This window comes from Alterirhizorhabdus solaris (genome assembly GCF_007785815.1).
In the GTDB taxonomy this organism is placed as follows: domain Bacteria; phylum Pseudomonadota; class Alphaproteobacteria; order Sphingomonadales; family Sphingomonadaceae; genus Alterirhizorhabdus; species Alterirhizorhabdus solaris.
On the sequence record NZ_VNIM01000042.1, the window covers coordinates 1 to 14,571 of the forward strand.

General features: G+C 65.2%; 16 protein-coding genes, 1 pseudogene and 2 riboswitches. Of the genes and pseudogenes, 6 read left to right on the forward strand and 11 right to left on the reverse strand.

Features of this window, described 5'->3' with window-relative positions; all coding sequences use genetic code 11:
* The coding region (locus FOY91_RS11350) for an AAA family ATPase (protein WP_476692373.1) at positions 1-175 on the forward strand (175 nt) is incomplete at its 5' end.
* 482 nt (positions 176-657) lie between these two features.
* Here FOY91_RS11350 and FOY91_RS11355 read toward each other — a convergent pair.
* Entirely contained in the window at positions 658-1,881 is a 1,224-nt protein-coding gene (locus tag FOY91_RS11355; protein WP_162527212.1) for a hypothetical protein, read from the reverse strand.
* On the opposite strand from FOY91_RS11355, the gene arsH reads away from it, so the two are divergent.
* A complete protein-coding gene (gene arsH, locus FOY91_RS11365; RefSeq protein WP_145151662.1) occupies positions 1,875-2,621 on the forward strand; it encodes an arsenical resistance protein ArsH in 747 nt (248 codons plus the stop codon). The two genes, FOY91_RS11355 and arsH, sit on opposite strands and share 7 nt — an antisense overlap.
* 250 nt (positions 2,622-2,871) lie before the next feature.
* Here the strand turns inward: arsH and FOY91_RS11370 are convergent, their stop codons facing one another.
* The 5 genes from FOY91_RS11370 to FOY91_RS11390 all read right to left on the reverse strand — a co-directional run bounded on the left by FOY91_RS11370 (position 2,872) and on the right by FOY91_RS11390 (position 7,535).
* Positions 2,872-3,984: an Abi family protein gene (locus FOY91_RS11370; RefSeq protein ID WP_238995619.1), complete on the reverse strand. Its 1,113-nt coding sequence runs from the start codon at positions 3,982-3,984 to the stop codon at positions 2,872-2,874.
* Positions 3,985-4,437: 453 nt separating this feature from the next.
* A complete protein-coding gene (locus tag FOY91_RS22615) occupies positions 4,438-4,944 on the reverse strand; it encodes an ATP-grasp fold amidoligase family protein (RefSeq protein WP_275265952.1) in 507 nt (168 codons plus the stop codon).
* 352 nt (positions 4,945-5,296) lie between these two features.
* The gene (locus FOY91_RS11380) at positions 5,297-5,785 is read right to left on the reverse strand and encodes a DUF3833 family protein (RefSeq protein WP_145151665.1); all 489 of its coding nucleotides are present in this window, start codon (positions 5,783-5,785) and stop codon (positions 5,297-5,299) included.
* 40 nt (positions 5,786-5,825) lie between these two features.
* Positions 5,826-6,482, reverse strand: coding sequence for a Dps family protein (locus tag FOY91_RS11385; protein WP_145151668.1), 657 nt, complete (start codon positions 6,480-6,482; stop codon positions 5,826-5,828).
* Between the two features lie 96 nt (positions 6,483-6,578).
* Entirely contained in the window at positions 6,579-7,535 is a 957-nt protein-coding gene (locus FOY91_RS11390) for a sensor histidine kinase (RefSeq protein WP_238995632.1), read from the reverse strand.
* A 159-nt stretch (positions 7,536-7,694) separates the two neighbouring features.
* On the opposite strand from FOY91_RS11390, the pseudogene FOY91_RS11395 reads away from it, so the two are divergent.
* Positions 7,695-7,955: pseudogene (locus FOY91_RS11395) on the forward strand (efflux RND transporter permease subunit); the annotation flags it as partial.
* A 42-nt stretch (positions 7,956-7,997) separates the two neighbouring features.
* Here FOY91_RS11395 and FOY91_RS11400 read toward each other — a convergent pair.
* From FOY91_RS11400 to ispH, 5 genes are all read right to left on the reverse strand, one after another.
* Positions 7,998-8,618 (reverse strand): hypothetical protein, encoded by a 621-nt coding sequence (locus tag FOY91_RS11400; RefSeq protein WP_145151671.1) that lies wholly within the window; start codon positions 8,616-8,618, stop codon positions 7,998-8,000.
* A 78-nt stretch (positions 8,619-8,696) separates the two neighbouring features.
* The gene (locus tag FOY91_RS11405) at positions 8,697-9,215 is read right to left on the reverse strand and encodes a hypothetical protein (RefSeq protein ID WP_145151674.1); all 519 of its coding nucleotides are present in this window, start codon (positions 9,213-9,215) and stop codon (positions 8,697-8,699) included.
* A gap of 237 nt (positions 9,216-9,452) precedes the next feature.
* Positions 9,453-9,926 (reverse strand): ribonuclease HI, encoded by a 474-nt coding sequence (rnhA, locus tag FOY91_RS11410; protein WP_145151677.1) that lies wholly within the window; start codon positions 9,924-9,926, stop codon positions 9,453-9,455.
* Positions 9,923-10,885: a homoserine kinase gene (thrB, locus tag FOY91_RS11415; protein WP_145151680.1), complete on the reverse strand. Its 963-nt coding sequence runs from the start codon at positions 10,883-10,885 to the stop codon at positions 9,923-9,925. The genes rnhA and thrB overlap by 4 nt, the downstream gene beginning before the upstream one ends.
* A gap of 4 nt (positions 10,886-10,889) precedes the next feature.
* A complete protein-coding gene (gene ispH, locus FOY91_RS11420; protein ID WP_145151683.1) occupies positions 10,890-11,873 on the reverse strand; it encodes a 4-hydroxy-3-methylbut-2-enyl diphosphate reductase in 984 nt (327 codons plus the stop codon).
* 104 nt (positions 11,874-11,977) lie between these two features.
* On the opposite strand from ispH, the gene FOY91_RS11425 reads away from it, so the two are divergent.
* The 3 genes from FOY91_RS11425 (at position 11,978) to gcvH (ending at position 14,508) form a co-directional block, all read left to right on the forward strand.
* The gene (locus FOY91_RS11425; RefSeq protein ID WP_238995621.1) at positions 11,978-12,649 is read left to right on the forward strand and encodes a hypothetical protein; all 672 of its coding nucleotides are present in this window, start codon (positions 11,978-11,980) and stop codon (positions 12,647-12,649) included.
* A gap of 63 nt (positions 12,650-12,712) precedes the next feature.
* Positions 12,713-12,807, forward strand: a riboswitch (glycine riboswitch).
* Positions 12,808-12,921, forward strand: a riboswitch (glycine riboswitch).
* A 58-nt stretch (positions 12,922-12,979) separates the two neighbouring features.
* Entirely contained in the window at positions 12,980-14,140 is a 1,161-nt protein-coding gene (gene gcvT, locus FOY91_RS11430; RefSeq protein ID WP_145151686.1) for a glycine cleavage system aminomethyltransferase GcvT, read from the forward strand.
* Positions 14,137-14,508, forward strand: a complete 372-nt coding sequence (gene gcvH / locus FOY91_RS11435) for a glycine cleavage system protein GcvH (RefSeq protein ID WP_145151690.1) — start codon at positions 14,137-14,139, stop codon at positions 14,506-14,508. The genes gcvT and gcvH overlap by 4 nt, the downstream gene beginning before the upstream one ends.
* Positions 14,509-14,571 lie beyond the last annotated feature (63 nt).

Sequence of the window (14,571 nt, forward strand, 5' to 3'; positions counted from 1 at the left end):
AGACTATGCCTACGCTCACGATGCGCCCGATGGCTTCCCCGGTGACGATTACTGGCCGGCCGAGATGGCGCCGCAGACCTTCTACCCCCCTGCCCCGCGCGGGTTCGAGGCGAAGATCGCGGAGCGGCTGGCCTACTGGGACGGTCTGCGCGCCGAGCGGCGCGGCGGCGGGTAAGCAAGGCTGGCCGTGTCGTCCCCCCGTCCCCCCGGCCTCGTGCCGGGGTCCACCGCCTCACGCAAGCCCCGGTTCGAGTTGAGCCGGCTAGCGTATCCGCCGGTGGACAAGTCCGGGGTGACGGCTATGGGTGACGATCGTGACAGTCGCGCAGGTCGGGTCCGGCCCCATCACGGGCGACTTTTCGCCCCTACGCCGGCACCCGCCCCGCGCGCCCGGCCGCTGTCGCAGCCTTCATAAGGTGCCAACATAAATCGTTGTAAATCAAGTTCTTGCCATATTTTCCTTTCTACATAAGTTGTCGCTAAAAGACCACCATAATTTGGCGATAGCGCCCATTGTGTGCCCCATAAGTTGGCGGTGAAGCCAGACATCCACCATAAAGAATTATGGGAGAGGGGCGCATGAAAAGCTGACCTATTGAGAAGGCCGCTATAGTATGATTTCTTAAATTGCGCGCTATCTGACGTGCGCATTTTTCGTTAGGTTTGGCGGATGAGATGCTTATCCAGTTCGTCGATGTACGACGGCCCAAGCGATGCCGAGAAGTGCTGAATTACGTCACGGACGCTGTAGCTGTAACTCGGGTGAGATCGCTGTTCGGTCGGGTTCCACAGGGTCTCGACTTCAAAGCGTATCTGACCGTCTTGGCGTAATGCCCGACTTTCCTTGATACCCAGGCGATGATCGGCGCCCCATAGTATGCTTACCATATTGTTGAGCGGGCGCGCTGGGATCATTGCGTCGGCTGCATCGAGGGCAATTGCTCGTCTGGCAACACCGATCCGGTTGGCGAGAGCCAGGTCGGCATGGAGATCGCAAAGTTTGGGATCGTCGACGGTACGATACGTCGACAGGCGTCCGCTCATCACGTCAAGCAGTATCGCAGTTTTGTTGTAGTGAGGGGACAGCACCTTGCGCATAACTTCCGTGGTCAACGGATGATAATCTGTAAGCGTATCGACCTTGATTGCGATCGAGCGTATCCGAGTAAGGACTGTCTCAATGTCATTCATTCGGTAGACCGCTTTTCGCTTGCGGGCGAGACCTCCGAATTCGTTGGCGGGCTGGATCAGATCGACATGATCCCAGCCGGCCAGACGACGTTCCTTAGAGCCGCCCTCGATCAAATCCGATGCCACCACTGATGATACGGTTCGTTGGAATTCGTCCCAGCGGGTTTTGACGCGAGTGAGCAGGACGTTGCCAAGCTGCTTTGCGGGTTGGGCGCAGCCCTCCGCCTCCATCGCATCGATGGTTTCATCGTAGATACGCCGGAAGTCGGCAACATAATATTTGATGCCAAGCTCTTGCGCGATGATGCGTGCATTCATGGTTCTGGCCAGAACGCGAGCGCGGGCATTCTCGGACGTGCGGTGCCGTTTGTGCCTGACGATCCCCTTATTTTCCGCCAACCATCGACGCGTCTCCCGAGCAATGATTTGAAGTGGGATGCCATCAATACCGCGGTCCGGTGCAAGACAGCGCCGGCCCATTCGGGTCGCGAGAACTGCGCGATCCTCCAGACGGCTGGCTTGAGGTGGCGAACGCGAAGCGAGTTCATCGAGGATATTGTGCCAACTCTCCGGCCACCCGCGCATGACTCCGATCGCGGTGCCGCTCCCCAGGCCGTCGCTGCATCGCTCGAGTTTACCGCGCTGTGCCCCGCATCGGCCGCCTATCTCGTGAAAGCTCTCTAATGCCACTCCGCAATCTCCACGATCTCGATACCTTGCCGGCGCTTGATCCTGCCTATGCCATCGAGCGGCCGGCCCTGGGGCTTGGATCGCTCGATCCCGCACCGCGTATCCTGTTGCTCTATGGCTCGCTGCGCGAACGGTCCTTTTCCCGGCTGTGCGTCGAAGAAGCGGCGCGCCTGCTCCGCTTTTTCGGGTGTGAGACGCGCATCTTCGATCCGTCCACCCTGCCGCTCCCTGACCAACACACCGGCGACGATCATCCGGTTGTCCACGAGCTGCGAGAGTTGTCTTTATGGTCCGAAGGGCAGGTGTGGTGCAGCCCCGAACGGCACGGCCAGATTACGGGTATCATGAAGCTGCAGATTGACCATCTGCCGCTGTCGATGGGCGGGATGCGGCCGACGCAGGGGCGTACGCTGGCGGTCATGCAGGTGTCGGCGGGGTCGCAGTCGTTTAACAGCGTCAACACGCTGCGCGTGCTGGGCCGCTGGATGCGAATGGTCACGATCCCGAACCAGTCGAGCGTTGCCAAAGCGTTTAACGAGTTCGACGACGCCGGGCGCATGAAGCCGTCCAGCTACTATGACCGGATCGTCGACGTCATGGAGGAACTGGTGCGGTTCACGGTGCTGCTGCGCCCTCATGCGGTCCAGCTCGTCGAACGCTACTCGGAACGGAAGGAAGCCGGTGTACCAATCGACACGGCGACGGATCTGTCGAGCATTGCGACCGCCCGTCAAGGATAGCATGGCAGCGCCGCGGCACGCGGCGAGTAGCCGCCCTTGTGGTCCCTGCGCTGGCGGGCTTCGGGGGACGGCTGCGGCGCTCTACGGGCTAAAGTGCCGCGCATAGGCGCGGGGCCATAGGTGTGCCACGTGGCACACCTCACGCGAGGATCGTCACCCGGACGGGCCGAGATACCGGCACGGTCGCTCGGTCGGTGCCCAGCCCCGATAGAACCGTGCCCGGCAGGGCCGCGCCCGCGGGGCCCTTAGATCAAGCCCAGATCGCTTCTGCGTCCCAGCCGGCCAAGAACCCGCTTTGGATGGAACTTGCGAACGGCATTGCCGGGAACGCTTGCCAGTGCGCCTTCATGCGGGACGGCCAGGATGTCCCGGGATTGATCCGCCTGACGAAGTAGCTGGCCACCGCCGCGGCGCCATAGACGCGCGTGCGCCGCTCCAGGTCGCTACCGATATGCACGAGCTGCGGTGCTTCGAACGGCTTGGGCACTAACGGCTGATTGATGATGCCTGCGTTCCACAGGCGGGCATGATGCGCGCTGATGTTGCGCACGAACGCGAGTGTCTTGATCCAGCTCACCAGCGTGTTGGGCAGAAGGCCGTAGCGCTTGGCGATGGCAGCCCGATCGTTGGGATGCGCCATCTCGAGCAGCCAGGATAAGGTGCCGAAATCCCATACCTCGACTGCCATCCAGATCGGCACGGGCGGGCTGTAGGTGGCGTAGAACTCCTTGATCCAGTCGTCCTTGGAGCGGGCGATCGCGCCATCGGCCTTGGCGAGCCAATTCTGGTGGCGGGTGCCCCCTCCAGGCATCCCTTGGTTCGCACGATGGGCGTCGAGAAAGGCGGGCGAACGGTGCGCGTACGCGTCACGCTTGCCCATGGCGTGCGCGAGATCCACGCGCAGCGCGACCTCGATCCGTTCGATCGCGTCAAGGAAGAGGAGGCGAAGCTGTTTGTCGAACAGGTAGAGATCGACGGCATGGCGAAACTCGGCGCCCGCTTGGAACTGCTCGGTGCGGACTGTGAGCGTCGCATCATTGGGATCGGGAACGAGCTGCTGGAAGGGCTGCCAATAGGGCGTGAGACGTCCGTAGCCGACCCGCTGAAGGTGGAGAACCGCCTTGGCCTGATCGGTGACCACCAAGCCGCGCTGCATGAGGAGCGCGAGCTGATCGGCGAAACTGAGATGGGGTTTGGTGTAGGGCGGAAGCATCCAGCCCAGATATGAATAAGGCCGCCCCTTGATGCCAGCGGCAACAGAGGGGACGGCCATGTTGCGTCCGATATATGCGTGGGCGCATGAGGATTCAATTAAAAGTTGAAAGCCGTTCAACCGCTGCTCGCGTGTCGACCCCTTCGTCATGAAGCCGCGATCCGAGACAGCGGATCATCGGCGCCGCAGGCGTCGGGGGCTGGTCACGACAGGGAACGGCGCGGCCCGGCTTACTCTGGCAATCACTCCGCTATATGCCCTCGCCCTGCGACCCGCGCCATGGGCCAGAGGGCAGGGGGCGGTTATGCGGCCTCCTCCATTTCGACCACGTTCTGCGTACCCATCCGGCTCAAGAGCCAGTCGGGGTCCGCGCATAGAACGGACCCAGATATACGCTAAGCGCTGTCGGCCCGGTTAGGGCGTCGCAAACACCTGTTTGTCGCACAGTCGCTATCGGTGCTGGGTTTTCCGTGTCTCCGACCGCTGAACGGTAATAAATGGGCGGTGAGCCGCTCGTCCGGTTGGAGCCGCGGCAGAGATAAAGCTGCGATCTGTTCATGTCGCGAGCAAAGGCTTCAATGCCGGTCGAGAGTCCGATCCGGCCTAGGGACGAAGATGTGGCGAAGGATCGCGGGCGAGCCGCTGAGATGGCTCGCCAATACGCCAAAGCCGGCCAAACTCCCGATCCAATGTGGGCGGATCGACCGGATCGAGGCCCGAGCCGGGATAGAATGTCATCTCGCCAAACCGCGGTATGCCGCCGACATCATAGAAGTCGATGCGAACGAAATCGAAGTCTTTTCCCAAGGTCTCAGCGCCCTCGATCATGCGTGCCAGGGCTGCTGGTGGCCCTCGGTCGATCCGCGCCGGCTTGTTCGACAGTCTGTGCCATTGCCTGTCGTAGACGGTCCAATGATGGCCGGTCTCGCGATCGAGATGGACCTGGATCGCCTCGACGCGCCCGTGGAACACAAAGAGCTTGTAATCGATCGGCAGCGCCGGACCCTCGCCGACGAACGGCGAATCTCGTCCCAGTCGTCGGCCTGGCTGCGAACGACGCGCATCTGACGACACCCGTGCCGTGATTTGACGACGAACGCTGGTGCGCATGGCGGCTGTTCCGGAAGGCTATCGCCTGACCAAAGTGTCGGCGTGACCCAGTCCTGCCCGAGCGTCTCGGCGACCATCTGCTTGGCGGTCAGCTTGTCGATCCACTGCGGAATGCGTGGATCGCGATCAACGAGCTTGCGGTGCTGAACAAGCTCGGTGAACAGTTGCGGATCACGCAACGACAAAGGGCGTCGATGCCGCCACAAATAGGTCAAGTGGAGGCGCAGCAATGTCGTCCTGGATGGAGCTGGATAGGGTCGGCTTTCCACTAACGTTGCTGTCGTCGAGGCCGGGCCGTCTGCCAGTACGCCTTCGGTCACCGTATCGCATACAATCGCAACTGGTGACGCCTTCACGCGGGTATGCGCCTGATCGTCTCGTCGAGGCTTGCCACAGGCAGGCCGAACTTGGTGACCACCATGCGGTTGCGCGAGACCTGCCCGCCGGGCTGGAGATAGAGCCATTGCTGGGCGCGCAGCCCCCCCTTCATTGCGAAGGCAAGGTGCAACAGATTGCCCGTCACCTCGCCGGTCACGGGGCCGGTGGCGTCCGAGAGCGTACCAGCATAGCGTCCTTCGCCAACGCGGCGCAGGTGCCACGTCCGATGGCTTGGCGGCGCGCTGCCGCGCCGGACGTCCTGGTCCAGCACGATTTCTCCATCCGGCGTCACGATCCCGCGCCCGGCAACCATCACCGGTTGGCGGTGCTTCGTCGTGATCTTCAGTTTGCCATTACCCTCGGTAGCGCCCGCGAAAAACGCGATCGGATCGAAGGTCGGGGATGTCGCCTGCTGCTGGACCAGGTGCCCTGAGGGCACGCAGGCGCCAAGCGCCAGCGACATCGCGATAGCTGAAGACAGCCGGCCACGCCCAGGCACGCCGTCAGTTGATCGGGGCACTGGGGCGGCCGGCGGGTGCGACGGGGCGACCACTGTTCAGGTCGGAACCCGTGTTGGGGTCGGTCAGGGTCGACTGGATCATCGCGCGCATCTGCCACTGGTATTTGTCGATCGCGTGCTGAACTTCCTGCAGCAGGTTCGACGTCGTCGGATCCTTGTCCTCGGTTGCCTTGATCCCGGCCGCGATCTCGTCGCTCGTCACGCGGTAATATTGCGCGAACCACTGGATTACCTGTGCGTCGTCAACGAAGCCGCCCGGATATTCGGGGATGCGACTGGTGCGCACGATCGTGTTCGCGCGACCATCCGAAGACACACCAATGCCCTGCAGCCGCTCGGCAACCTCGTCGGCGTATTTGGCCACGCCCTCATAATGGTCCTGCAAAAGTTCGTGCAGCGGGTAGAACAAGGTGCCCGAGACGTTCCAGTGCGCCTGCTTGGTCTGAAGCTGCAGTTGCTGCAGCTCGGTCAGTGTCTGCTGGAGCGCTTGGGTCGAGGCGCGCAGATCACCGCCCTGCGGCCCGCTATGAACACGGTCGGTCACGCTGTTGAGGGGGAAGGGGCCTGTCTGCGGCTGGGTCTGAGCGAAAGCAGGCGTGGCCGCCAGCAGGGATACAGTGGCAAGGAGAAAATAGCGCATTCAACGTCCTCTCGAAGGCGGCGCGGTGCTGGTCCACCACGTCGAAGTTACCCGGCAGATACGTCTGGCCGCCGTCGAGGTTGTCTAAATTCGCGTTCAGTCTTGGCTGTTCGGGCCGACCAATGACACAGCACTTCCCCGCTCGGCGAAACGCAAAGTAAAGCCATGGAGATCGGCAATCGCCTTGACCAGGCTAAGGCCCAATCCAGCGCCTTCGCAGTCGTAACGACCACGATAGAAGCGCTGCGTGACGAGCGAACGCTCGGCGAGCGGCACGCCTGGTCCGTCGTCTGTGACGGTCGCGACCGCAAAGGGTCCTTCGTGCGCGAGCGACAGTGTGACGCGTCCGCCGGAAGGCCCGAATTTCATCGCATTGTCGATCAGGTTGGACATCGCTTCGATCAGCAGGCTCGCATCGCCCTCTACCAGGCCCACCGGCTCGATGACGCATGTAAGATCGATGCCGCGATCCTCGGCGGTCGGACGATGCAGTTCGCAGGCGTCCTCGGCAAGTTTAGCCAAATCCACCGGCGCGAAGCGGCTGCGGCGAGCATGGTCTTCCAGTTCGCGGATGCGCAGGAGCGCGGCCACGATGCCCAGCAGCTGATCAATCTCCTCCAGGGCGGCGTCGGCGGTTGCCTGAAAAGAATTTATGTCATTTGCCTCGCGCAAGCCGCGCTCGAGGCGTGCGCGCAGTCGGGTCAGCGGCGTGCGGAGCTGATGCGCAATGTCATCGCCGACGCCCCTCACGTCGACCACAAGCGACTGGATGCGGTCGAGCATCGCGTTGATATGCGCGCACAGCAGCCCGAAACTGTCGGGCCGGTCGCCGACGGGCAACCGTCCTTCGAGATCGCCCGCCACGACCCGCTCGGTCAGCCCGCGCACCGCATCGACCTGCGTCGCCGCCCGGCGCCCCGCCACAAGGCCAAACCCGATCGCAAGCAACAGCCCGGGGATCAGCCCGAATATCAGCGATCGTTCGACCACGCGCAGCGCCTCCTCGGCATCGTCGAGATCAAGTCCTGTCAGCAACTGCGTACCATCAGGCATCCCGCACAGGCGCAGGCGTGCCACGTCACTGTCCTTGCCGGGGAGTTCGGTCGGTTCGACCGTTGCAACGAACGAGCCAGGGCCTGGCGCTCCTGCGGGTAGGCGGGCGACGTTGCCATCGATCAGCGTGCCGTCGCGCGCGAAGAGGGCGAGGAAGCGGTCGCGGTGAATGTCATCGCAATGCTCAACGGCCTCGTGCTGATCGATCACATCAATTCGCTGCGTGACGGACGCGAGGGTGATGCGCTGCCGGTTGACGAAGCGGTGCGGGAGGGCGCGCGCGATCGGCTGCGCCCGGTTCTGTCGACTGCGCTCGTTGCTGCGATCGGGTTCGTGCCGATGGCGATCGCAAGCGGGGCGGGGGCGGAGGTGCAACGCCCGCTCGCGACCGTCGTGATCGGCGGGATCCTCACTTCGACCAGCCCCACGGGCGTTCGATGCCATACGGCCAAGGGGTCAGGTTCATCGGCGCTGCTCCCTGTCACGATTCTCGCGCGGATGATCCGCGATCGTCCAGACCTGACGTTCCGCTGCCGCTGCCAGTTGAGCGGCCAGGCCGGTGCATTGCTCGAACAGGTACCGCTCATCACGATATTCCTGGTCGAGGCCCAGCTGCTGCGCCTCGCCCGCGTGCGCGCCATCGCCCGGGATCAGGTCCGTGACCTGGCCGCAGCTGAACCCAAACCACCACTGGTTGATGCCCTCGCGGGTCGCGTGGCGATCGGGGACGTGGCAGATCGAAGTCTCTTCCGGCGCCCGATGGTCGCATGGCGAGGCATAGTCGAGCCCGCCATGGACGGTCACGATCCCGGCCGGAACGGCATCTCCACGGAAGCCGAAAAGCGGATGGCCGGCGCCGACCGCGACATAGCCGCACAGGAAGCCGTGGGTCGATCTACGGATGATGCACGGTAGCCGCGTGGCCGCATCCGTCCATGCGAGCTTGTCGGCCTCACAGCTCCACGGACCTGAAACCTTGGGCGTCAGCGCCGGCACATGATACACCGTCGCCATCTGCTGACCGACAACTCCGCGTTCGGCACGGACCATAGGCAGGTTCGTCTGCTTGGCGCGCTTAGCCATGACGCCCTCCCAGATGAAGTGCGGCGAAGTCTGCGAATTCGGTGCATGCCGCGCCGACGCTAAAAATGGCCAGATTGCTCATTCCACCTCTCCTGCCAGAAGTGGGGATTGAAAGCCGCGCGCCGACTGCCACCAGTCGATCTGTGACAGCGTCGTCTGGTTGATCAACGATCCGCGTTCGCTGAGCCAGGTGGATGCCACCCAGATTCGCGTGTCGGGATCGAGCGAGATGTAGGGTTCGCTCAGAGCCTTGAGTAGCAGGAGCGTGCCAAGCGGATCAATGTGTCGGCAGGCTAGGGCGGCGCAGCTGCCGCCAATTTCGTAATGCAGTCCCAATGACATTGCATCCAACGCGAAAAACCGCATGGCCAGGTCATTCCAGACCGGCGCGAGTTCCTCGTCATGCAACGCGGCGAGCTCCCCGATCAGGGCGGACGGTACGAGGCGACTTACCGAGACGATGGAGGTGACGGCGGTTTCGACGATCCGTGATTCCGAGCAGAAATCGCTGCAGGGCAGGGTGCGCCACCAGGAGAGGGGGCCGATGCCGCGACTGTCGAGAGCGGCAAGTTGGTCTTCGAGTGCGATGTTCCTCATAAAGTTGAGCTCCGTTCGGGCGCCGAAAGCGTGGCGCGGGGTCGCTGGAAGAAACGCCGTCCAGAAACCGCAGAACGAAATGAGAACACAATCGACTCGGGAGAGGTATCGTAAAGTTGGGCGACCCGAAGCGCGATTGCCAACTTATGGGGGTAAGAAAAATAGTATCGTTATATCAATGCAATGAGGTCCGACCTTGCGGCCAGGCCTCATCTCATCGACACCTTTTGGGGGGTGTCATCGACAACTTATAGGGGGTGCGACAGCCGCCACGGCGGCGTCGCTCGCCAGCTTGTCGGCGCGTTCGTTGTCGGGGTGGCCGGCGTGACCCTTCACCCATTCCCACGTGATGCGATGCGGTGCGCTGGCATCGAGCAGTTCCTGCCACAGGTCGGCGTTCTTCACCGGCTGCCTGGCGGCGGTCTTCCAGCCGTTCTTCTGCCAGCCCTTGATCCACTTGGTGAGGCCATCCATCACATAACGGCTGTCCGTCATCAGCGTCACCCGGCACGGACGCTTCAGCGCCTGCAACGCGCGGATCGCCGCCATCAGCTCCATGCGGTTGTTGGTCGTCGGGTGTTCGCCGCCCGACAGGTCCTTTTCATGCGCGCCCGAACGGATCACAGCACCCCAGCCGCCGGGGCCGGGGTTGCCCTTGCACGCGCCGTCGGTCGCGATCACGACATGCTGGAGGTCCACAGTGTCGCTCATCCGTCCAGCAGCTCCGCATTGGTGGCGCCGGCATAGAAATCGAGCCGGCGGAGAAAGGCGAGCGGATCCTTCCGCGTCACCAGCGCGTCGGCCGGCGTGTTCAGCCAGTCCCACGCGCGGGTGAGCAGGAAGCGCAGCGAGGCGCCCCGCCCCAGCGTGGCGAACGCATCGCGCTCCGCCGGTGACAGGCCGAACGCCGTCGCGTAGCCGGAGACGAGGGCCGCGGCGAGATCGGCGTCGAACGTGGCGCCATCCGCCGAAAAGCACCAGGCGGCATGGGTGACGGCCAGGTCCAGCGCGCGCACGTCGGTGGCGGCGAAGTAGAAATCGATCATCCCGCCCACGCTGTCGCCCACCATCAGCACATTGTCAGGGAACAGGTCGGCGTGGACGACGCTGGTCGGCAGGTGCGCGGGCCAGTGCGCGTCGAGGAACGCCAGCTCGTCCGCCACGCGCGCCTTCAGGCCGGGCGCGATCACGTCGAGATCGTCGCCGCAGCGCGCCGCCAGCCGGTGCCAGCCCGCCAGCCCCAGGCTGTTCGCGCGCGACAGCGGGAAGTCGGCCAACGCGCCGTGCATCCGCCCCAGCGCCTCGCCCGTCGCGCGGGTCTGCGCCACGGTGGGGGCGCTCACCGAAACGCCGTGGAGAAACTCGATCAGGCAGGCCGGCCGCCCCGCCACCGTCTGCACCTGCATCCCCTGCCGGTCGGGGATCGCGCGCGGCACCGGCAGGCCGCGATCGGCGAGGTGATCGAGCAGCGCGAGGAAGAAGGGCAGGTCGTCGGTATCGGTCGCCTTCTCGTACAGCGTCAGGATGAAGCGGTCGCTTGTCGTGTCGATCAGGAAATTGCTGTTCTGCACGCCCTCGGCGATGCCCTTGGCCGAATCGAGCCGGCCGACATCGTAGCGCGCGAGCAACGCCGCCAGCGCCTCGGCGGAAACCTGCGTATAGACGGCCATCGGCTCAGGCGGCGGCGTCGAGGTTGCGCGGCAGCTTGAACACCATGTTCTCGCGTACCGTCTCGGTCTCGCGCTCGGTGATGGCGAAACGGGTGGCGAGGCGATCGACCAGCTCGCGCACCAGCACCTCGGGGGCCGACGCGCCGGCGGTGATGCCCAGCGTCGTCACCCCGGACAGCCAGTCGAAATCGACGTCGGCGGCGCGCTCGATCAGCCGGGCCTTCACGCCCTGCCGCTCGGCCACTTCCACCAGCCGGAGGGAATTGGACGAGTTGGGTGCGCCGATCACCAGCATCGCATCGCATGCCATCGCGATCGCCTTCACCGCCGCCTGCCGGTTGGAGGTGGCGTAGCAGATATCCTCCCCACGCGGTGCCTCGATCGTCGGGAAGCGGCGCTTCAGGACCTCGATCATGCCCGCGGTATCGTCCACCGACAACGTGGTCTGGGTGAGGAAGGCGAGGTTGGCCGGGTCGGTCGGCGCGATCGCCTCGGCGTCCGCCGCCGTCTCGATCAGCGTCATCACTCCGTCCGGCACCTGGCCTAACGTGCCGATCACCTCCGGGTGGCCGCGATGGCCGATGAACAGGATGTGCCGGCCCTGCTCCACCAGCCGCTCGGCCTGGCGGTGCACCTTGGAGACGAGCGGGCAGGTGGCGTCGACATATTCCAGCCCGCGCTCCTCCGCCTTGTGCGGCACCGCCTTGGGCACGCCGTGGGCGGAGAACACCACCGGCACGCCGTCCGGCACGTCGTCCAGTTCCTCCACGAAGATCGCACCCTTGGCCTTCAGCCCGTCCACCACGTAGCGGTTGTGGACGATCTCGTGCCGCACATACACCGGCGCGCCATATTTCAGGATCGCCAGCTCCACGATGCGGATGGCGCGATCCACCCCGGCGCAGAAGCCGCGCGGGGCGGCGATCAGCAGCGACAGCGGCGGCAGCGGGGCGGCGGGCGTGCCGGCGGGCGTGAGCGTTTCGGGCATGGTCGCCGCTTACGCGATTGCTTGCCTGCGCGGAAGGCGGTTCCTATGATCCGTGCTCCTACCCCGGCGCATCTCCTGCGTCCGCTCCTGTTCGGGAATTTCTTGTGGCGCGTATCACGATCACCGCTGTCCGCCTCGCGACTGCTCGTCTGGCGGTTATGGGCCTTGCCGTCGCCACCCTCTCGGCCTGCGCCAAGGACAACCAGTTCGACGAGACGGGCGGCGTGCGGATCACCCGCTCGGCCTGCCCGGCGCTGGCGGTGCCGGCCTATACCGGTGACATCACGCTGTTCGACCCGCCCGCCAGCCGCGAGGCACGCGCGATCGACGTGGTGGCCAACCTCACCGACCTGCGCGCCAACTGCAACGACGCGGGCGAGCAGATCGTGTCGCAGGCCACCTTCGCGGTGCAGGCGCGGCGCACGAACACGGCCGCCGCGCGCGACGTGACGCTGCCGTTCTTCGCCACCGTGGTGCGCGGCGGCAGCGTGATCGTATCCAAGCAGGTGGGCCGCGTGGCGCTGCACTTCGATGCGGGGCAGGCACGCGCCACCGCCACCGCCACCGCCACCACCGGCATCACCCGCGCCGCGGCCACCCTGCCGCCCGAGATCGAGACGCAGCTGACGCGCAAGCGCAAGCCGACCGACGCCGACGCCTCGATCGACCCGATGGCGGACCCCGCCACCCGCGCCGCCGTGGCGAAGGCCAGCTTCGAGATGCTGATCGGCTTCCAGCTATCCAACGAGCAGCTGGCCTACAACGTCACGCGGTGATCGCCGATTGACTTGAGGCCACGGACGGGTCAATCCGGGCCTGTCGCCGCCGGGCAACCGGCGGAGCCTCACGCGGGAGAGACCCCGGCCGAAAGAGCCAGGGCGCCGAAGGAGCAACCGCCCCGGAATCTCTCAGGCAACCGGACCGCGCGAGGAACCGACACTCTGGAAAGCGTTCCCGCCCCGGCGGGAACCACCGAAGGGGTAAGCCGCATCCCGCCTCCCGGCGACGATCGGTGAAAGCTCTCAGGTCCCGTGACAGAGGGGGCAGCGATCGAGGCGGCGAAAGCCGTCGTTCGTTCGTTGCGTGCCCCGACGACGGAGACCCCGATGAGCGACCAGACCGATACCACCGAACAGACGGGCGACGATCACGCCCCGCTGGCGCCCCTCGCCCTGCCGCTCGACGCCTGGCACCGCGCGGCGGGCGCGCGGATGGTGGCCTTCGCCGGCTACGAGATGCCGATCCAGTATGAAGGCATCATCGCCGAGCATCTGTGGACGCGCGAGAACGCCGGTCTGTTCGACGTGAGCCACATGGGCCAGCTTTATGTTTCCGGCGACGGGGCGGCCGCTGCGCTGGAATCGCTGCTGCCGGGCGATATCGCCGGGCTCGGCGAGGGGCGGATGCGCTATTCGCTGCTGCTGGCGGACAACGGCGGCATCCTCGACGACCTGATGGTCACGCGCTGGAAAAGTGGTTTCTATCTCGTCGTCAACGGCGCGACCAAGGCGGACGACATCGCCCATATCCACGAGCATCTGCCCGAAGACGTGACGCTGAACCATATGGACGAAGCGGCGCTGCTGGCGTTGCAGGGGCCGAAGGCGGTGGATGCGCTGGCGCGGCTGGCGCCCGGCGTGGCGGCGCTCACGTTCATGACGGCGGGCGCCTTCACCCTCGACGGCGTGCCCGCGTGGATCAGCCGCTCGGGCTATACCGGCGAGGACGGGTTCGAGATTTCGATCCCGGCGGAGGATGCCCCGCGCATCGCCGCGCTGCTGGCCGACCAGCCCGAGGTGAAACCGATCGGCCTTGGCGCACGCGACTCGCTGCGGCTGGAAGCGGGGCTGCCGCTCTACGGCCACGATCTCGATCCCGAGACGACGCCGGTCGCCGCCGACCTCGGCTTCGCGCTGAGCAAGCGTCGGCGCGAGGAGGGCGGTTTCCCCGGCCACGAACGGATCATGGCGGAACGTGAGCATGGCGCGGCGCTCACCCGCGTCGGCCTGTTTGTCGATGGCCGCCAGCCGGTGCGCGAGGGCGCGGCCGTGGTGGACGCGCAGGGCGATACGGTCGGCCGCGTCACCTCCGGCGGTTTCTCCCCCAGCCTCCAGCGACCGATCGCGATGGCCTATGTGCCGGCCGCGATGGTGTCGCCCGGCAAGGTCGTCTCCCTCGTCCAGCGCGGCAAGCCGCTGTCCGCGATCGTCGCGACGATGCCCTTCGTCCCCCACCGTTACGTCCGCCAAGGGAAGCCCAAGCCATGACCCTGTATTTCACCCGCGAACATGAATGGATCTCGGTGGAGGGCGACAGCGCCACCGTGGGCATCACCGATTACGCCCAGGCACAGCTCGGCGACATCGTGTTCGTCGAGGTGCCGCCCGCCGGCACCGCCGTGGACAAGGGCAAGGAAACGGCCGTGGTGGAATCGGTGAAGGCCGCCTCCGACGTCTATTCCCCCGCCTCCGGCACGGTGACAGAAGCAAACGAGGCGCTGGAGGCGGACCCCTCGCTGGTCAACACCGCGCCCGAGACGGATGGCTGGTTCTTCAAGCTGACGCTCTCCGATCCGTCGCAGCTCGACGGGTTGCTGGACGAGGCCGGCTACAAGGACTTCGTGGCCGGGCTGTGAGCGCGGCCGTCGTCGCCTTTCGGCCGGTCGGGGCATCGCGTTCCGCGCGGTTGCCCGGCCGTC